The sequence below is a fragment of the Sediminibacterium soli genome, assembly GCF_009939225.1.
In the GTDB taxonomy this organism is placed as follows: domain Bacteria; phylum Bacteroidota; class Bacteroidia; order Chitinophagales; family Chitinophagaceae; genus Sediminibacterium; species Sediminibacterium soli.
The window spans coordinates 1,558,515-1,576,076 of the sequence record NZ_JAACJR010000008.1; the positions used below are offsets into that span (position 1 = coordinate 1,558,515).

Below are 17,562 nucleotides of genomic sequence, written 5' to 3' on the forward strand. Positions count from 1 at the left end.
CGTGTGAGATATATGCACATGAGAAGTTGTCTGCTCTATAAACGCTGCAGAGGCGTAAGGGTTACAGGCTTTCGGGTTTGCTGAAAAAAAAAGGCGGACAGCTGTCCGCCCTTATCATTTTGCAAGCGGGGTTATTTAAAATCAACCGTGCAGTTCTGACATTTCATGTCGATCTTCAGTCCCTTGCCGTCTCCAACGGTGGCGGTGAATTTCGAGGGACCGCTATCGCCCCAGCGGCCTGTACCGGCACTGGCAAGGGTGCCGGTGATCATGATGCGCGTAGGACTGGCGGAGGAGCCGCTGCCGGTGGATTCTGTTTTCGTTTCGGCAACGGGCTGCTTTTCAAAATTACCGTATACGGAACTGTAAGGGCCGGCAAACTGTACACTGTAATTCTTCACTTCACGGAGCGGGATGCGGATATCGGCATAGCGGTTATCCACTTTGATGGAGGTAAGCGCCGGACCTACTTTCCTTACCTTGATATCCGCATTTGCGCCGTCTATCTCCATGGAGCCGTTGAGTTTGGTGATACGCAGGTTGCCGTAGTTTTTGCGCCCTGTTACTTCACCCGCTTCTTCTATCTCGTACTCATCATTGGTGCTGCGCAGGGAGATTTTTTTGGCTGATGCCATTTCGATCGTGGAGTATTTGCTGTCAACATCCAGTTCATCCACCTCTTTGGCGCTGAAACGGCCGTTGGCGAATTCAAGCTCTGCCGTTTTGATATTGCCCACATTGGCGTTGGAATATTTGGAGCGGAGCATGAGCTTATTCAGGTTATCGGCTTCAAGATTGCCATTGGTGATATCCACCGAAGCATCCGAGATGCCTGCCGGAAGCTGTACATCGGCATATTTGCTTTCGATATCCAGTTTACTTCCTGCCGGAACAGTGATGGTAACCGTTCTTTTCAGTTTGGTATTGGTGCCCATATTCTGTCCGTTTGAACTGAATACTGTCGCAACGCCGGAGCTGTAGGTAAATCCCTGCCCGTTGATCGTATAGGCGCTGCCGCCTACCGAACCGGCTTTGATCTTAACCGAAGAGCCCAGTGTTTTGAGCGACAGATTCACCCGTTCCAGCCATTCTTCGTCGCTGAGTTTGCTTTCTCCTTCAAAATACACGGTGGCGCTCACTTTTACTTTGGGCTGGTCCCAGGTTTTTACCACGATGCTGCGCGATGAATTTTCGATATAGATCTCCGATGCCTTGCTTACGGGTATTTCCTTGCTCACTTCCTTGCTCTTGAGGTCTTCTTCCCTGATCTGTTTATCGCCGGAGAAAAAGAAGCTGCCTTCCTGGTTGGTGGTGGCCACCCCGTTTACCTGCGCTACCCGGGCCGGCGGCGGTGCAGCCATATCGGCCTGCCGGCCTACGGAAACGCGCACCGGTGCGGTAGAAGTTGCCTGCTGCGCGGAGGCCGAAGCAGCCAGCAGCAGTAAGCTGCCGAATAAAGTATTACGCATAACTGGTTTCATTGTATTGTACTGTTTAGATATTCAGGAAATAGGTTCTGGTAGAATCAACAGGACCGCGGTTTTGTTTAAAGCGGTTGTTGGTTTTGTTCATTTCGAGTTGCAACTGTTTAAGGATATTGAGTTTCTGCTGGTAGAGATTGATGAGCTGATCAAGCAAGGCATCGTTAAGACCGCGCCTGGCTATATCGGTCTTGATGCTTTTTTCATCTCTCTCCATCTGCTTCAGCTGTACTTTGAAATCGTCGAAATAAGCCGGCGTTTCTGCGTACATAGGCATTGTGCTTACCCTGGCCCGCTGCAGGTTGATCACCTGGGTAAAGCTGTTCTCTATATCTGTGAGTGCATGCATATCCGCTTTATTCATCTTAGCGGAGTTGGCCATGCGGTTTTGTCTGGGTGCTGTTTCCGTTCTGGCGGTAATGGGTTCGGTCGATACTTCAGGCCGGATCGTTTGTGGTTCATGTGTCTGCGGTGTTGCCGGCACACGGTTTTTTACCGGGCCCGGCGCCAGCTGTGCCGTATCCCTTGTTTGTTTGCTGTTGCTGTCAACCAGGTGCCAGATACCGATACCCGCCAGCACCAGCACACAGGCCGCCACCGCCCAGCGTGTAACCATCGTCACCACATTGGTTTTTTTCACGGCTGTCTGTCCGCTGATGCGTTCCCATACCTGTGAACGGGGCTCGTCCAGGTCGAGTTCATCGGCATGCTGCCGCAGGTATTTTTTTAACTCATCCATGTATCTGTAATTGCTTGGTAATACGTTCTCTTAATAACTGCCTTGCCCTGTGGTACTGGCTTTTGCTGGTCGACTCAGAAATACCCAGCTGGGCGGCAATGTCTTTATGGCTGTAGTCCTCTGTAACAAACAGGTTGAATACCTGCCGGCAGCCATCCGGCAAACCTTTGATCTCACGGTGGATGATGGTAAAGTCCACCGTTTTCCACCATTCCGTTTCTTCCACCGCGGCATCGTTCTTCCCGTCTTCCCATTCGTTCCAGTACACATTTTTTTTACTGAAACGGATACACTCATTGACCACGATCCTTTTCAGCCAGCCCCCAAACTGCACCGCTTCCTTTAACTGGTGAAGGTTTTTAAAGGCGATAATGAAAGACTCCTGCAGAAGATCTTCCGCATCATTGCGGTTACCTGTCATACGCGTGCAGATGTTGAACATGCTTTTACTGTACTGCCGGTACAGCCAAGCCTGGGCATCCGCATCGCCTTTGCAGGCTTTTCTCACAACGGCCGTTTGTATGGTGTTTACCTGTTCCAATGAATAAATCCGGGTATAGGAGTTGGCATGGTGACAAAGGTTGGAAAGAAGAGGGGATTTTTTTTAATGGCCGATGGGCGATTGCCGACGGATGGTGGCGGACGCATATGTTTTTGAATAATTGAATATATTATTAATTGATTTTTATTTAGTTATGAAAATTTGTACGATGTAAAAAGCCGCAGATCCGCAGTTGATCAATATCCCAATCTGCGACTCTGCGGCAAAAAAATGCAGTTTACCCAGTCTGATGAACGAAATAACCATTCGATGTAACCATTCAACCGGCGAATCCTTACGACAGATCCAGCTTCGGTTTATTGTCCAGTATGGTTTCTATTTCCGCTATCACCTCATCCGTGAGCAGCTTAACCACTTCTAGGGCTTTCAGGTTTTCTGTGAGCTGTTCTTTTTTGGTGGCGCCGAGGATGGCCGTGGTCACATGCGGGTTTTTGATCGTCCAGGCAATGGCCAGCGTGGCAAGCGATACGCCCAGTCTGTCTGCCAGTGTTCCGAGTTTTTTCACTTTTTCCAGCTTGGCTTCCTGCAGCCAGCGTTCTTTCAGCCAGTCAAACCCTTCGATGGCAAGTCTTGAATCGGCTGGGATACCGTTATTGTATTTTCCCGTCAGGAAACCGGCTGCCAGGGGGCTCCAGATAGTGGTGCCCAGGCCTTTGTTCCGGAATACGGGCAGGTAATCCTGTTCCATTTTGAACCGTTCGAACATATTGTATTGCGGCTGCTCTACCACCGGCCCGATAAGGTGATGCTGATCCGCCACGCGATGCGCTTCCATGATCTCTGCGCCGCTCCACTGGCTGGTGCCCCAGTATACTATCTTACCCTGCTGAACAAGGTTATGCATGGTCCAGACCGTTTCTTCAACAGGTACGTTCACATCGGGACGGTGACAGAAAAAGATATCCAGGTAATCTGTCTGTAAACGCTGCAGCGCTTCATGACAGGCTTCCACCAGGTGTTTGCGGCTTAATCCTGTCTGGTTAGGTTTGTTTTCTTTTCCCCGCCAGCCAAAATAGGCTTTGGAGGAAAGTGTGTAGGAGGTGCGGTCCCAGTTCTTTGTCTTCAATACACGTCCCATCATCTTCTCACTCTCTCCCAATGCATATACTTCCGCATTATCGAAAAAGTTAATGCCACTGTCATAAGCCATACCCATCAGTGTATCGGCGCTGTTATCGGCTATCTGTTTGTGAAAAGTTACCCAGCTGCCAAAACTCAGTACACTTAACTGCAGGCCGCTATTGCCCATTCTGCGATATTCCATGTTGCTTGATTTTAGAGGAAAGCTACGGGGATTTTGGAATTCTGGAATTGCGAATTTTGAAATTTTCGGACAGATTATTATCAATTTCAAAATTCGCAATTCCAGAATTTCAAAATCTCTATTTCGGTTTGGTGGTATCAGCGGCCGGATTCGCCGTGCTGTCGGGTATACGGAAGAAACTGCCGGATTGCACCTGGTTGAAGGTGACCAGGCTCAGGTCTTCATTACATGTCATTCCATTCAATCCTATGATCAGGTTCGAACGGAAAGCCTGGCTCCAGATCACTTTTTTGTCCGTATAGAATTTGCCGGTATTCTGGTCCCAGTATAATTCGGGGCAGCGCAAAGTATCTCCCTTGATATTGAAGGCAAGCACATTTCCGCGCAGGAAAACTTTCTTCTCGTTTTCAAGGAACCTTCCGTAATCTGCGCGCAACTGGCTTTCGATGCGGGTGGTACTGTCGTTGTAAAAATCAACATGCAGGGTATTGGGGAATTCCACCTTATTGGCGCTGTCGCCGCCATAGCGAAGCATCCGCGGTGCGGTAAGATGTGCACGCATTTTTCCCTTTATACTGAGATAGCTGTCTATGTTTTTTCCTTCATCCACCCCTATTTTTTTGCTGCCCAGCTCGCGCACTTCGTTGATATCGTTCTCGCAGGCACACACAAAAAAGCAGCCGCTGATCAGGGCTGCCAGTAAAATAGGTTTATGAGAAAAACGGTTAATCATATTTGCGTTTCACGAACCAAATATCGCTCATACTGATTCCCAGAGAAAACTGCATATAGGTTTCTGTGACATTATTCACGCTGGATCCTCTTTTACCAAACTGCAGGGCCATATTCATTACCGTGAACTGGTCGTTATAGCTGGTCCATTTACGAATGGGCAGACCGGCTCCGAAAGACACACCGTACTGTTTGAGTCCTTTACCATCCGGATTCAGGTAATCCTTGCCAAGATAAACACCCGCACGGTAGTTTACCGCATTCCAGTAGCCGCGGCTGGCCAGCGGATCGGGAGCAAACTGCACGCCCAGCTTGTATTGCCAGCTGTTGCTTAACTGGTCGGGTGCACCGTAAAAACGATAGCCGGTCCACTGGGAACCGGTGTATTCAAGACCGATAGACCATAGTTCAAAAACACCTCTTGAGTTGGTGGCCGTTTTATGTAAGGTGACCCCCGCCGCGTACTGCGCCGGAAGCACGACCGATCCTTTGATATCGTTCTGCGAAAGCACGCTGTCGATCTTTATTTCACCGCCGGAGGTATAGCCCAATGTATGTCTGTCCTGGTCCTGCAGGGCGCTCATGGTCTGCTTCAGGGTTCCCGTAACACCAAACCGCAGTTTATAATGCTCGGTTGTTTTATCGATCGTATTAACCCTGCTGTGCAGCGTTACTTCGTACTGCGCACCGGCCGAAAGAAACATACCGCCAAACGTAGTCAGCGTAGAGGTTTTGGAAGAATGGTACAATACGGAATCATTCAAAAAGTTCTTGGTCGTATTCACTTCCTTGCGTCCGAAATTATACCCCGTATTAAACCCGATCTGGAAGTTTTTCCATCTTTTGCCAAGTCCTACAAATACCTGGTTCAGTCCCCCGCTGCCATTGTACAGGGTCTGAACGCTGTCGGCGCCGATCTTTGAGAAATCCTGCACCGAATAGTTGATACGGCTCAAAGGTTTCAGACCAAAAGCAAGTCCCCAGCCCTTGGTACGGTTCAACGGCACCCCTACCGCCACGTAAGACGGGATAAAATTGGCCGAATTGAATTTGCCCGAAGGGTTTTTGCTGTACAGTGTTCTTGAATCGATGGTAACGCCGATATCGAACGTAGACATATAAAGTCCGCCGTAAGTGGCAGGGTTTCCGAAGTTCACGGACTGTCCCACGTTGTTGTGCAAGCCATCCGAATAAGCTGCTGTTAAACCGCCCATGGAGCGGCTGATGATATGCTGGTTATTATAGAATTCGCCTAAGCCATACCTGTTGAAAGGTGAGTTTTCCTGTGCTTTTACAGCCTGAAAAAAAAAGGTTGCTACAAACACCAAACTAAGCCTGGAAATGTTAGAAATGGTTAGACGCACTGATCGCATACAGTCCTTTATAGATTAGATAAGGGTCGGCAAATATCTTGTTTTTTAGGTGCGGTACAAAAAAACCCATGTCTCCCCCGGTTAACAGCACGTTAAAGTTGCTGTATTTCAATGCGTAAGCATCAATAATACCATCAATTTCCTTGGCCATTCCCAGTATTACGCCGCTCAGTATATTGGTTTTGGTATCGTATCCCACCAGCGGAAAATCGTGTTCCGCCTTTACCAGCGGCAGCAGGGCCGTTTGCTCGTGCATGGCCCTGAAACGCATATGCATACCCGGCGAAATGCCACCTCCGAGGAATGCATGGGCTTCGTTCACAAAATTATAGGTGATACAGGTGCCCAGGCCGATGGCCAGGTTATGCCGGCCGGGAAACAGGTCAACCGCTGCGGCAACAATGGCCAGCCTGTCTGCCCCGATGGTTTCGGGCTTGCCCACCGGCGTGGTCACCGGCAGTTTGCTGGTATGATCCAGTTTGTGAAAATGCGTATGTGCCGCCAGCAGCGTTTCCATTTCGGGAGGATGGTTGATCACCGAAGAGAGAATAGACCAGGTTGGCCGGTGTTCATCGATCAGCCGCTGTATGGTTGCCGTTCCTGCATCGGCCAGTACATGCTCCTGCACAAATTTGCGGTCATTGAATACAGCGCATTTCATACGCGTATTACCGAAATCGAAGCAAAGCGTGGTTTCCATGGTGAGGGAGGTTGACGGGGTTGAACGGGGGCAAGTTAGCGATTGAAAAGCTATTCGCCGGCCGGTATTACCCCTGGGAGTTCAACGGTTACCGATTCAGCTGAAATTAAACCCGCCCAGCTCCCTGAAATGCCCGTTCAGTTTGATCTTTTCCTTCAGGTTCTCTATACCGCTTACCACGGGCAGCACTTTGGCAAGATGTCTTTTCAGGTATTCGAGCCGCTGCAGTTCGTGCATCAGACCCAGCATTTCGTATTCTTCCCCGAGCGACATGCCCGCGTGATGGGCGATATCGTAGCTTGTCAGCTGTTCTTCCTCCGTTGTAAAATCCTTGTGCACGTTCAGCAATCGGTGCAGCTGGCGGAGGGATGCCACCACACCCCTGATCATATTCCTTTGCGCGGTATCGTTTGCCGGATAGGTTACGATGGCGCCGCTGTATAATTTATCGGGTATCTCTTTCACGATCTCCAGTATGCGGAATACCCGGGTGCCTTTGACGCGTATATCCATTTTTCCGTCCTCGTATGTTTTCACCAGTTCAGACACTTCCACAAGCGTTCCCATCTCCGCCACACTGTTATTGATGACGGCGGGAATACCAAAGGGTTTATGTGTATGATGACATTCACTGATCAGTTGCCTATACCTCGGCTCGAATATATGGAGGTTCAGCGCTTCTCCGGGGTACACGACGATGCTGAGCGGGAATATCGGAACAAAATTCGTCATAGGTAAAGGTAGGAACGAATGGCAGAGAAGGGGCTATGGCCGGTGTTAAACTATTTCTGTTTTACACCAAGGTTCAGCTGCTGCAGCTGCGCGTATTTCATCCAGGTATACCAGGCGTTCATTTTGGCGATGGTATAGCCTGCTTCCCCGTCGAGAAAGCCGAGCCGGAGCAGGTAGTTGGTGACAAAGGAAACGGGGCCTGCCAGCCTGCGTTGCAGCCACCATGATTTTTTTCCGCGCTGGTGGTATTTCATTGCATTGAGCATGGCATACCGCACCGTTTTATCTGCAAACTCTTCCAGGTTGCGGGATGTATAGTGATGAATATATCCTTTGAGCGTAACCACCTGCTTTATATCCGGCATCTGCAGCGCCTCATGCACCTCTGCTTCATTCCACTGCACCCGGTTCCGGTTATACAAACGGATATGTTCATCGCCGGCCCATTCGCCAAAACGTATCATTTTTTCACCAAGAAATGCGCGGAAACGGATATTGTATACGATATCGTCTTCGCGCAGCGCAAGGACTGTCAGCACATCGCAAAGCTTTTGATCGAGCACCTCGTCTGCATCGATCGACAATATCCAGTCGTGCCTGGCCATCGCAACGCCTTTGTTCTTGTTGGGTCCGTAGCCTGTCCAGCCCGTTTCGAGCAGTCTTGCCCCCGTACCCGTTACAACCTGCTGTGTGCCGTCGGTGCTGCCGCTGTCTACCACTACGATATCATCGCTCACTTTCTGCGCTGCGGCGATCGTGCGGCCGATGATATGCGATTCATTCCGGCAGATGATGACAACAGATAATAACGGATTCATTTTTTGCCCGGCGGTACGGGTATGGTTTGTGCAAAGAAAACAATAAATGCCAGAATTGCCGTGCCCAGCTGACCCTCGAGCGTATCGTCGAAAACAATGGGGATAACGGTTACCACCAGCAACGCGGCCGACAGTACATTCCTGCCGGTGGTTGCGTATAACAGAAGCACCAGCCCTGCTGAAAAAAGGAGCATACCGGGCCATCCGCTGGCCGCACCATACACCAGCCATTCGCAGGCAGGCAGAAAACGTTCGTACGGGAGACTTTGCGGATGAAAGCGGGTATGCCATGCATCTGTGGCGGCACGCAGGTCGCCAAAACCCACACCGGTGAACGGATTCTGCTGCAGCAGACCATAACCGGCTTTGACCGACAGCCATCTTGCCGCATCATTGTATCCCGGCGCGGAACCGTTGGCAGTATACAAACTGAAATCGTACCGGACATACTGTATCCGGTTCCGTAAGGTAGGCGATGAAACAAATGCAACAACCGCCACCGATACCATGATCGCCAGCAGCAGCAGCGATTTTTTCCAGTTCCTGCGGATGCATAACAGGTAGGCTGTATACACCAAGGCAGCCGCATAAAGACAAAGCAATCCTGTTTTGGCCGCAAGGATATGCAGGTAAGCAACAAACCCCGCCATCAGCACAACCAGCAGTGCCCTGCCTGTGCGGGAAGAGATAAACGAAATATGTTTCAGACAAAGCAATACCGCCAGCGCCACCATCCAGCTGAACCGTACATAATCGTGATCGGCCAGCGTGGGCAGCACTTTGGCTTTAAGATAAGAGGCCTGCATTGTTTGCATATCGGCCAGGTACCTGCCCATACTCCATACGCAACCGATGGTCACAGACGCCAAGTACGCAGCGCTGACCCATTTCCATTCCTTTGGCGATAATTGAACGGCGTATGCACCGAGCAGCAGGGTAAAAAGAGGAATACGCGTCTCTGCAGTTTTCCACCATTCCTGTTTGTCCTGGCTCCAGAAACCGGATACCAATACCGGCAAAAGCAGCAGCAGCAGGGCGATCGCGGGTTTTTTGAGTGAAGGTTTCTCTGCCGGCCCAAAGAACCAGGGAACGGCAACCAGGACAGATGCAATGGAAAGCAGGGCGCGACTGAACACCAGTCCTGCAGCCACCAGTATCAGGCAGCTGACCACCCAACCGTGTTGCCATTTATTTTGGAAAAAGCCCTGCATGCTGCGTCTAAATTCGTGCATCCGGGTTACTTTAGCAATCATGTGGAGTGATTTATTGCATAATATCCGCTCTGGAAATATTCCTGCGCTGGCCCGGTCGATATCGCTGGTGGAGAATAGCAAAGAGGGGTATCATGCATTGCTCGAAAACCTGCCCCCCTCCTCAGCAACCATTACCGGTATTACCGGTCCGCCCGGCGCAGGCAAGAGCACGATTACCGATGCCCTGATCGGCGAAATCGTTGCCAGGCAGCAGAAAGTGGCGGTATTATGTGTGGATCCTTCTTCTCCTTTTCATCACGGTGCGGTGTTGGGCGACAGGATACGCATGAGCGAATGGTACAATCATCCCGATGTGTTTATCCGTTCGCTGGCCACAAGGGGCAGCCTCGGTGGACTCCATCCCCGCATCATTGAAATATGCGATCTGCTGAAAGCCGCCGGATTTGACCAGGTGATCGTGGAAACCGTAGGCGTGGGTCAGAGCGAGATTGAAATTGCCGGACTGGCAGACACCACGGTTGTAGTGCTTGTTCCGGAGGCGGGAGATGAAGTGCAAACCATGAAAGCCGGGCTGATGGAGATCGCGGATATTTTTGTGGTGAACAAATCCGACCGGCCCGATGCCGATCTTTTTACCAGGAACCTCCGCATGATGCTTGCACCCGCATTCCACCGCGGGGCAGCGGAAATTCCCATACTCAAAACCATCGCCACGCAGAAAACAGGCATAGCGGAACTCTACCAGGCAATTGCTGAACAGCAGCAACACCAGCCGGAAGAAAAAAAAGGATGGCTGTTTGCAGAAAGAGCCTACCAACTGATCAGCGAATCGAGAATGAAAGACATCAGCCGGGAAACGCTGAAGAAAGACTGGGAATCATCGGCGGAGAAAAACCTGTACCGGTTTGTACAGCGGTATCTCTGACGAATATCGAATAGCTAACAAGGAACAGCGAATATAGAAATATGGAGGAACTGCCTAAGGGGATGAATTCTCTGCGAAACTCCGCGTCTCTGCGGTGAAAAATTAATGAATATCGAATACTGAAAAGGGAATAATGGATGTTGAAATAAGAAGGAGCTTTCTTATCTCTTTTCACTCTTCCACCAACGGTAGCCTATTACACCGATGATGCATAAGGGTGCCGCGGCAAGATAGATAATCGCGGAATTCAATGCCTGTGCAGGCCCCTGGCCAAGCTGGGAAGAGGTTTTGGTACAGATGGAACACTGCGCCTGCACGCATTGCGAACCGGCAAGCAGTACCAGTATCAGTAAACCGTATATCCCTCTTTTCCGCATCATCAACGCAAAGATAAGCAGCAAAATGCTGACAGGAATTGTTAACTTTCTTTTTCAATTAACCGACCGTGGAACCAAGACGAAAATTCCTGCAGCAGGTGGGACTGCTGGCCGGCGCATTTTCTGCCAGCAGCCTTTTTAACGAACTGCATGCCGCCTCCTGGGAGCAGGCAGAAAAAAGAATCGCCGGTCTCCCGCCCCAGGCCGTGGCGGCCGACGAAGACTACTGGAGCATGATCCAGCAATCCTACACGGTAAATCCTAACCTGATCAACCTGAACAATGGCGGCGTAAGTCCGGCCCCAAGGGTGGTGCAGGAGGCGGTGGAGCGTTACAACAAACTGTCGAACGAAGGCCCTTCCTACTATATGTGGCGCATTCTTGACCAGGGCCGTGAGCCGTTACGCCAGAAACTGGCATTGCTGGCCGGCTGTTCGGCCGAAGAGATTGCCGTTAACCGAAATGCCACCGAAGCCCTGAACACCGTGATCTACGGTCTTGAGCTCAGGGCCGGCGACGAAGTGATCGGCACCAGGCAGGATTATCCCAATATGATACAGGCCTGGAAACAGCGCGAAATGCGCGACAGCATCGTGTACAAACAGATCAGTTTTCATTTCCCCATCGAAAATGACGAAGAGATTGTTGCCGCGTATGAAGCAGCGATCACACCCAGGACAAAAATTCTGCATGTAACGCATATCATTAATTGGGTGGGACAGATCATGCCGGTGAAAAAGCTTACTCAGATGGCGAAGAAACACGGGCTGGAAGTGATCGTTGACGGCGCCCATTCTTTCGGTCTCCTGGATTTTAAGATACCCGAACTGGGTTGCGATTATTTTGGCACCAGTCTGCATAAATTCCTCAGCGCGCCCATCGGCAGCGGTATGCTATGGATCAAAAAAGAAAAAATAGAGAAGATCTGGCCGCTTACCTGCAACAGTGCGCCGAAAAGTGCCGATATACGCAAATTCGAAACCCTGGGCACCCGCAGCTTTCCTATTGAACAGGGCATTGGCGAGGCCGTGAACTTTCAGCAGGCCATCGGCAGCAAACGCAAACAGGAGCGGATACATTACCTCAAAAACTACTGGGCCGGTAAGGTAAAAGATATTCCGCGGGTAAAACTTCATACCTCGCTACATCCCAACTACTCCTGCGCCATCTGCGGTGTAAGCATAGACGGCATGACACCCGCCGAGCTGGACAGTGCATTGTTCAACAACTATAAGATCCATACGGTGAGTATTGTATGGGAGAACATCTCCTGCGTAAGAATAACGCCGCATGTATACACCAAACTCCCCGACCTGGATAAACTGGTAATGGCGATAGAGGAAACGGCGGGGAAGTAATTTGAGGATTTGGGGATTTGAAAATTTGAAAATGAGGGGAAGGCAGTATTGTCATATGGCTAAATGGCTATATAGCTATATTGTTATGGTTCCTAAAATTCGTAACCGCAGCCATGTAGCCCTATAACCTTTGCCCTCCCATTTTCAAATTTTCAAATTCTACCTCACTTTCATTTTTTTCGACTTGCTCGCTTTTGCGGGTCTTGTTTTGCCGAATGAGCCCTGGAAACGTTTGCCTTTTGCGGTTTTTTTATCACCTCTTCCCATGATATGTGTTTTTTGAATGAAGAATAATGGGCATAAAAATAGAAAAACCCCCGGATTACGGGGGTTTTAATTCCTTGTGTGCGGCCAGATCAGATCTTGGCGCTCAGTTCTTTGCCGGCTTTGAATTTGGCAACTTTCTTTGCTTTGATCTTGATCGTAGCGCCGGTTTGCGGGTTACGGCCGGTACGTGCCTGGCGTTTTGAAACAGAGAAAGTACCGAAGCCAACCAGTGTTACTTTATCGCCTTTTTTCAGTGTCTTGGTCACGGCACCAATAAAAGAATCCAACGCAGCATTTGCCTGTGTTTTGGTTATACCAGTCTCTTCAGCGATCTGGGCGATCAATTCAGCTTTGTTCATAACGGTGATTTTGTGTTTTTAATGAGAGGGCAAATTTATTGGCTTTTGCTATCCGGAAAAATATTTTTGAGTCGATGTTTTTATTTGGAACCGGTATAACCTGTAGCTGCAAAGGATTTCAACCGGAAACCGTTTTGATAAAATATCATTTTGAAAATTGCATTTCGCTGAAACGCAATACTGTAAAGGGTTTCAGGAAATCGGAAAAACAGCGGGCCTTCCCTGCGCCGCAGGTTAATATACCAAAGATACGGTTGCTGCAAAATGAATTTGCGAAAGTTTCCACACTCAATTCACAACCTCCATCAGCGACCGGAAACTGATGAAGTTGGCGCCCCAGTTGTCCACCACATCCTTACGCATGGCCGGTGCAAAAGCGTCTATATAGCGCTGGTACTGCTCCCGGCTGTCTGCATGGAACTGCGCGGCATAGGTCGGGCCTTCGCTATCGTCGGTTTCCAGCAGCCGTACCAGGCGCACGTCTGTAAAACAGCCTGTATCCATTACATCGGGCAGGTGTTTCTCCTTCATCCACTGAAGCCATGCTTCGTGGATCTCCCAGTTAACCTTGGTGGTAACGTTATAAATCAGCACGGAACGGTGTATTTAATAAGCGTATGGATAATACCTATTTGATCTCGGCGTAGATAGGGCAATGATCGCTGTGTTTTACATCGGGATAGATCTTTGCGTCAATAACCTGCTTTCCCAACGCATCGGTTACGCAGATATAATCGATACGCCAGCCCTTGTTCTGCAGGCGCACCGTGGGAAAACGCTGGCTCCACCAGGAATAGGCGCCGGTTGTTTCGGGATTGATCGCCCGGAACGTATCCACCCATCCGCTCGAAAGGAATTTATCCATCCATTTCCTTTCATCCGGCAAGAAACCGGATGAGTTCTTATTGCCTTTCGGATCGTGTATATCTATCTCCCTGTGCGCAATATTATAGTCGCCCACAACAATCAGCCTGGGCCTGGATTTACGCAGCTGCTGCAGATAGTCAAAAAACTCATCGAGCCACTGGTATTTATAGGTCTGGCGCTCATCGCCGCTGGTGCCCGAGGGAAAATAGGCATTGATAAGCGTGATATCGCCAAAATCGGCGCGTATCACCCGGCCTTCAAGATCGCTCTGCTCCAGCTTGTTACCATATTCAACATGATCGGGTTTGATCTTTGTAAAGACCGCCACGCCGCTGTATCCTTTCTTCTGCGCAGAGAACCAGTGATGGTGGTATCCCATCTCTTCGATCTTCCGGTATTCCACATTTTCCTGAACGGCTTTTGTTTCCTGCAGACAAACCACATCGGCGGGATGTGTTTGCAGCCAGTCGAGAAACCCTTTGTTGATGGCGGAACGTATACCGTTCACGTTGTAAGAAATAACACGCATGGTAATCGCTTGTTTGGTTTATTCAAAAAAACGGTTAAAGCCGATGATGAACAGCTGCTTCAGTGTTTCGTATGATAAAGATGCATCAAAAACCACAAATAACTCCGGCGCAAATCTTCCCTGCGCTATGCAGACCAGTTCTCCATCCAGGTACAGCTCTTTCATGGTATTGGCGGCGCCGCTGCACCTGATCTCGAACGACCGCTTTGCGATCGACCCCTGCACCACGTAATTGTATTTCAGCGGCCATACCGTTTCTGCCATGCCGATGGACACCATGGCGGCGGTGTCTACACCATTGTACACCCTGCCGGGGTAAATTTTTTTATCCCCATCCGTGATGTATTTGGTAATGGAAAACCTTGCCACGGTATCTTTCTCCTCCAGCAGGAAGTGCAGGTTTCCCGGCATAAAACCCGTGAGCGCCTGCTCGGGTATGCCGTAATTTTTTTCGGGGTTCACCTGTATCAGCAGCTGTACAAGGTAGTTCCTGTCGCGCAGCACGTCTCTCCACTCCTGTTTGAGAAAAACAAAATCGGAACCTGATCGGTTATCGGCTTTCTGAATGGCATCCAGGATATTCCTGGGATAAGGCATCGCCCGTTTTCCTTTCAGCTGCAGCTCTTCGTACAACGGTTCGGATTTGCGAAGCAGGTGCGTGGTATCGTATATAAATTGGAACGACTGGCCATTATCCGTTACAAAATACCTGGCGCGGCCTGCCAGCCTGGGCATATAAAAATTATCCGCCGCAAACACCGGCGCCACGCCCAGGCCTATTTTGTCTTTGTCGCTCTGCGGATCCATCAGCTCCGACAGCGCTTTCCTGGCGATCTCCAGGAAGGTTTTGGGCATCACAAAAAGATGAATCGATTCCGCACCCATGCCCGGACCCCTGGTATGAAACACCAGTATATCCACCAGGTTGCTGTATATGATTTCATTGCGGCCATTCACCACGGCGGTGGTGAACCTGAACACGGTTTTGGTTTTTGCCCGCTGCACAGAATCGGCCGCATTGGCAGCAGGCGTATTCATAGCGGCATAATACGATGCGGGCATATACTCCGCCACTTCCACCAGCAGGTGCCAGGTACCGGTGTCTCCCCTGCTGAAATCAAATTTTTCACTGCCTGCATTTGATCTCTCGTTCAGGCTTACAAGGGGCAGTCGGGTGGAATCGGTAAGTTGTGCCAGATGGTGTTTCCGTATTAATTCGGCCAGGTGGGTACCGATGCTCTGCTGCATGGTCGGCTCCGCAAAATAATCGAAGGGCATGGCATAGCGTAACTGCTCAAAAACAATTTTTCTTTGCGCCTGCAAACAGGTTGCCGCATATACAAGGGCAGATAACAGCGTTACCGTTCTTTTCATAAAGCAGTCGTTGGCAGGTTCCAGCAAATTTTATGCTAATTTGACCGCGCAATAAAAATAGGAAGATATATGGCAAAAACCGACCGGCTGATACCCGCAAAAGAATCTGTTTATCTGCATGGGCCCAAGCCAAGGATCAATGAATTTCTTTTTGCATGGGATATTTTTGTGCAGTTCATACACGGTTTCAGGACATTGCATTTTGTGGGTCCCTGTATCACCGTTTTCGGCTCGGCGCGTTTTAAGGAAGACCATCCCTATTATGCCATTTCGCGGGAGTTCGGCAAACGGATCGCAGGCCTGGGTTTTACCACCATGACCGGCGGCGGACCCGGCACCATGGAAGGCGCCAACAGGGGCGCTTTTGAGAATGGCGGCGTATCGGTGGGTTGTAATATCAAACTGCCGCATGAGCAATACCCCAACCCTTATATGCAGAAATGGATCACGTTCGACTATTTCTTTGTAAGGAAAGTGCTGCTGATAAAGTATTCCTATGCCTTTATTATCCTGCCCGGCGGTTTTGGCACGATGGATGAACTGTTTAATACCATCACGCTTATCCAGACAAAATCGCTGACAGATTTTCCCATTGTATTGTTTGGCAGGGAATATTACCAGCCTTTGATGAATGTGATCGAGATGATGATAGACAAGGGTACCATTTCTCCCGAAGACAAAAACCTGGTGCTGCTCACCGATGATATCGACGAAGCGATGCTGCATATCAGGACCTTTATCGATAAACACTATGCCGTAAGACCGAGAAGAAAGCTGTGGTGGTTGTTTGAGAAAAGATAGATGGCGGAGGAACACCGAGAATAAAAATCTCTGTGCAACTCCGTGCCCCTGTGGCTCTGTGTTGAAAATAATCCCGACCATCGGGTTGTTGAAACCGGGAGGTAACTGAGACACAGTTTCAACACAGAGCCACAGGGGCACGGAGAAACACAGAGGGATATGGAACTGAAGATTTATTATTACCGGCGCATCGCCGAAGGCAAGACACCGATAGCCTGCATAAACATTATTCGCTCCAAAATTGCGGGCAGAATGTTCGCCGTCTCCTGTGAGATATTCACTGCTTCCTTTTGCCGGCTGCTATTGTATATCCCAGGCTTAGTATCATTTCGTAGGTGCCGAAGCTCTGGCTGGCGGTACCGTTGTATACTTTTAGGTTGGAATAGCTGGCGTAATCCAGTTTGTTGGTGTACTCGAGAAACAGGTGTTTGAAGAATGTGGCGCGCAGACCGGCTTCCGCGCCTATATTCCAGCCACCGATCTGGAAACCGGGGTCGTTTGCCTGGCCAAAGAAACTGTTCTGCACATGCGGAATCACCGGGCCCACACCGGCCTTACCCAGGGCATCCACTACAAAATTGCTTTTCCTGTCGCCGATCCAGTGCCAGCGTTTCACCAGGTTGAACAGCAGAAAATTGGCGCCGTTGTTCAGGTAATAATAAAACCCGTTGCCTTCGGAGAACCGGATCGAAGAATCCACCACGCGGCCGGCAACGATGCCTTTGATACGCACAGACTGGTTATCGCGGATAATATGCTTGGTATGGTCGAAGTTGATCTCGACACCCCATCCGTTTTCGCGATCGAAAAAATAACCCAGGCGGTAATTGTATTGCGGTATGCTGATGGGGCTGCTAAACAGGCCTTCATCCCATCCCGGGTGATCATGCGAGTGCACATTCAGTAAAGTATAGGCGGTATTCAGCGAAGGCTGCCGAACGTATACGTCGGAATGGGTGTACCATTCCTTATTATAACCCCAGGAAAAATATAATTCGCCTTTGCGTTCTTTTTTGGTTTGCGCAGTAGCGAACAACGGCAGGCATATCACTGCATACACGATCCATGTAGGTAGCTGCATGTTGGTTGG

General features: G+C 49.8%; 20 protein-coding genes. 3 read left to right on the forward strand and 17 right to left on the reverse strand.

The genetic code is table 11. The annotated features are described in order from the left end of the window. Nucleotides 1–131: 131 nt before the first annotated feature. The 10 genes from GWC94_RS13740 to GWC94_RS13785 form a co-directional block, all read right to left on the reverse strand. Nucleotides 132–1,469 (reverse strand): DUF4097 domain-containing protein, encoded by a 1,338-nt coding sequence (locus tag GWC94_RS13740; RefSeq protein ID WP_161835580.1) that lies wholly within the window; start codon nucleotides 1,467–1,469, stop codon nucleotides 132–134. A gap of 25 nt (nucleotides 1,470–1,494) precedes the next feature. Further along, nucleotides 1,495–2,220 carry a hypothetical protein gene (locus GWC94_RS13745; protein WP_161835581.1) on the reverse strand — a complete coding sequence of 242 codons (726 nt, stop codon included), beginning with the start codon at nucleotides 2,218–2,220 and terminating at the stop codon, nucleotides 1,495–1,497. Further along, nucleotides 2,213–2,728, reverse strand: a complete 516-nt coding sequence (locus GWC94_RS13750; RefSeq protein WP_161835582.1) for an RNA polymerase sigma factor — start codon at nucleotides 2,726–2,728, stop codon at nucleotides 2,213–2,215. Before GWC94_RS13750 ends, GWC94_RS13745 begins: the two co-directional genes overlap by 8 nt. 328 nt (nucleotides 2,729–3,056) lie before the next feature. Further along, a complete protein-coding gene (locus tag GWC94_RS13755; RefSeq protein ID WP_161835583.1) occupies nucleotides 3,057–4,046 on the reverse strand; it encodes a potassium channel beta subunit family protein in 990 nt (329 codons plus the stop codon). A 118-nt stretch (nucleotides 4,047–4,164) separates the two neighbouring features. After that, nucleotides 4,165–4,779 (reverse strand): LPS export ABC transporter periplasmic protein LptC, encoded by a 615-nt coding sequence (gene lptC, locus GWC94_RS13760; protein ID WP_161835584.1) that lies wholly within the window; start codon nucleotides 4,777–4,779, stop codon nucleotides 4,165–4,167. Next, nucleotides 4,772–6,103: a hypothetical protein gene (locus GWC94_RS13765; RefSeq protein ID WP_161835585.1), complete on the reverse strand. Its 1,332-nt coding sequence runs from the start codon at nucleotides 6,101–6,103 to the stop codon at nucleotides 4,772–4,774. The genes lptC and GWC94_RS13765 overlap by 8 nt, the downstream gene beginning before the upstream one ends. Nucleotides 6,104–6,122: 19 nt before the next feature. Beyond that, nucleotides 6,123–6,851, reverse strand: coding sequence for a type III pantothenate kinase (locus tag GWC94_RS13770; protein ID WP_161835586.1), 729 nt, complete (start codon nucleotides 6,849–6,851; stop codon nucleotides 6,123–6,125). A gap of 96 nt (nucleotides 6,852–6,947) precedes the next feature. Next, nucleotides 6,948–7,583, reverse strand: coding sequence for an LON peptidase substrate-binding domain-containing protein (locus GWC94_RS13775; protein ID WP_161835587.1), 636 nt, complete (start codon nucleotides 7,581–7,583; stop codon nucleotides 6,948–6,950). 50 nt (nucleotides 7,584–7,633) lie between these two features. After that, the gene (locus tag GWC94_RS13780) at nucleotides 7,634–8,401 is read right to left on the reverse strand and encodes a glycosyltransferase family 2 protein (protein WP_161835588.1); all 768 of its coding nucleotides are present in this window, start codon (nucleotides 8,399–8,401) and stop codon (nucleotides 7,634–7,636) included. Next, nucleotides 8,398–9,654 (reverse strand): O-antigen ligase family protein, encoded by a 1,257-nt coding sequence (locus GWC94_RS13785; RefSeq protein ID WP_161835589.1) that lies wholly within the window; start codon nucleotides 9,652–9,654, stop codon nucleotides 8,398–8,400. Before GWC94_RS13785 ends, GWC94_RS13780 begins: the two co-directional genes overlap by 4 nt. Here GWC94_RS13785 and meaB point away from each other — a divergent pair. After that, complete coding sequence (meaB, locus tag GWC94_RS13790; RefSeq protein WP_161835590.1) at nucleotides 9,653–10,540, forward strand: methylmalonyl Co-A mutase-associated GTPase MeaB; 888 nt, start codon at nucleotides 9,653–9,655, stop codon at nucleotides 10,538–10,540. The genes GWC94_RS13785 and meaB overlap by 2 nt on opposite strands. A gap of 161 nt (nucleotides 10,541–10,701) precedes the next feature. Here meaB and GWC94_RS13795 read toward each other — a convergent pair whose 3' ends face one another. Next, nucleotides 10,702–10,920, reverse strand: coding sequence for a hypothetical protein (locus GWC94_RS13795; protein WP_161835591.1), 219 nt, complete (start codon nucleotides 10,918–10,920; stop codon nucleotides 10,702–10,704). 65 nt (nucleotides 10,921–10,985) lie between these two features. Here GWC94_RS13795 and GWC94_RS13800 point away from each other — a divergent pair, with 65 nt between their 5' ends. Beyond that, nucleotides 10,986–12,275 (forward strand): aminotransferase class V-fold PLP-dependent enzyme, encoded by a 1,290-nt coding sequence (locus GWC94_RS13800; RefSeq protein ID WP_161835592.1) that lies wholly within the window; start codon nucleotides 10,986–10,988, stop codon nucleotides 12,273–12,275. A gap of 159 nt (nucleotides 12,276–12,434) precedes the next feature. Here GWC94_RS13800 and GWC94_RS13805 read toward each other — a convergent pair whose 3' ends face one another. The 5 genes from GWC94_RS13805 to GWC94_RS13825 form a co-directional block, all read right to left on the reverse strand. After that, entirely contained in the window at nucleotides 12,435–12,542 is a 108-nt protein-coding gene (locus tag GWC94_RS13805) for a 30S ribosomal protein THX (RefSeq protein ID WP_161835593.1), read from the reverse strand. 89 nt (nucleotides 12,543–12,631) lie between these two features. Then, nucleotides 12,632–12,901 (reverse strand): HU family DNA-binding protein, encoded by a 270-nt coding sequence (locus GWC94_RS13810; protein WP_161835594.1) that lies wholly within the window; start codon nucleotides 12,899–12,901, stop codon nucleotides 12,632–12,634. A gap of 288 nt (nucleotides 12,902–13,189) precedes the next feature. Then, a complete protein-coding gene (locus GWC94_RS13815) occupies nucleotides 13,190–13,495 on the reverse strand; it encodes a DUF4286 family protein (RefSeq protein WP_161835595.1) in 306 nt (101 codons plus the stop codon). A gap of 34 nt (nucleotides 13,496–13,529) precedes the next feature. After that, on the reverse strand, nucleotides 13,530–14,297 hold the full coding sequence (locus tag GWC94_RS13820; protein ID WP_161835596.1) for an exodeoxyribonuclease III: 768 nt from the start codon (nucleotides 14,295–14,297) through the stop codon (nucleotides 13,530–13,532). Nucleotides 14,298–14,315: 18 nt separating this feature from the next. Next, the gene (locus GWC94_RS13825; RefSeq protein ID WP_161835597.1) at nucleotides 14,316–15,671 is read right to left on the reverse strand and encodes a hypothetical protein; all 1,356 of its coding nucleotides are present in this window, start codon (nucleotides 15,669–15,671) and stop codon (nucleotides 14,316–14,318) included. 69 nt (nucleotides 15,672–15,740) lie between these two features. Between GWC94_RS13825 and GWC94_RS13830 the strand changes: the two genes are divergently transcribed. Next, nucleotides 15,741–16,472 (forward strand): LOG family protein, encoded by a 732-nt coding sequence (locus GWC94_RS13830; protein ID WP_161835598.1) that lies wholly within the window; start codon nucleotides 15,741–15,743, stop codon nucleotides 16,470–16,472. 277 nt (nucleotides 16,473–16,749) lie between these two features. Here GWC94_RS13830 and GWC94_RS13835 read toward each other — a convergent pair whose 3' ends face one another. Continuing rightward, nucleotides 16,750–17,553 (reverse strand): hypothetical protein, encoded by an 804-nt coding sequence (locus GWC94_RS13835; protein ID WP_161835599.1) that lies wholly within the window; start codon nucleotides 17,551–17,553, stop codon nucleotides 16,750–16,752. Nucleotides 17,554–17,562 lie beyond the last annotated feature (9 nt).

Coding starts and splice junctions, on each gene's coding strand:
- GWC94_RS13740 (WP_161835580.1), bottom strand. CDS start 1,469: ATGCGTAATACTTTATTCGGCAGCTTACTGCTGCTGGCTGCTTCGGCC.
- GWC94_RS13745 (WP_161835581.1), bottom strand. CDS start 2,220: ATGGATGAGTTAAAAAAATACCTGCGGCAGCATGCCGATGAACTCGAC.
- GWC94_RS13755 (WP_161835583.1), bottom strand. CDS start 4,046: ATGGAATATCGCAGAATGGGCAATAGCGGCCTGCAGTTAAGTGTACTG.
- lptC (WP_161835584.1), bottom strand. CDS start 4,779: ATGATTAACCGTTTTTCTCATAAACCTATTTTACTGGCAGCCCTGATC.
- GWC94_RS13770 (WP_161835586.1), bottom strand. CDS start 6,851: ATGGAAACCACGCTTTGCTTCGATTTCGGTAATACGCGTATGAAATGC.
- GWC94_RS13775 (WP_161835587.1), bottom strand. CDS start 7,583: ATGACGAATTTTGTTCCGATATTCCCGCTCAGCATCGTCGTGTACCCC.
- GWC94_RS13780 (WP_161835588.1), bottom strand. CDS start 8,401: ATGAATCCGTTATTATCTGTTGTCATCATCTGCCGGAATGAATCGCAT.
- meaB (WP_161835590.1), top strand. CDS start 9,653: ATGTGGAGTGATTTATTGCATAATATCCGCTCTGGAAATATTCCTGCG.
- GWC94_RS13785 (WP_161835589.1), bottom strand. CDS start 9,654: ATGATTGCTAAAGTAACCCGGATGCACGAATTTAGACGCAGCATGCAG.
- GWC94_RS13795 (WP_161835591.1), bottom strand. CDS start 10,920: ATGATGCGGAAAAGAGGGATATACGGTTTACTGATACTGGTACTGCTT.
- GWC94_RS13805 (WP_161835593.1), bottom strand. CDS start 12,542: ATGGGAAGAGGTGATAAAAAAACCGCAAAAGGCAAACGTTTCCAGGGC.
- GWC94_RS13810 (WP_161835594.1), bottom strand. CDS start 12,901: ATGAACAAAGCTGAATTGATCGCCCAGATCGCTGAAGAGACTGGTATA.
- GWC94_RS13820 (WP_161835596.1), bottom strand. CDS start 14,297: ATGCGTGTTATTTCTTACAACGTGAACGGTATACGTTCCGCCATCAAC.
- GWC94_RS13825 (WP_161835597.1), bottom strand. CDS start 15,671: ATGAAAAGAACGGTAACGCTGTTATCTGCCCTTGTATATGCGGCAACC.
- GWC94_RS13830 (WP_161835598.1), top strand. CDS start 15,741: ATGGCAAAAACCGACCGGCTGATACCCGCAAAAGAATCTGTTTATCTG.
- GWC94_RS13835 (WP_161835599.1), bottom strand. CDS start 17,553: ATGCAGCTACCTACATGGATCGTGTATGCAGTGATATGCCTGCCGTTG.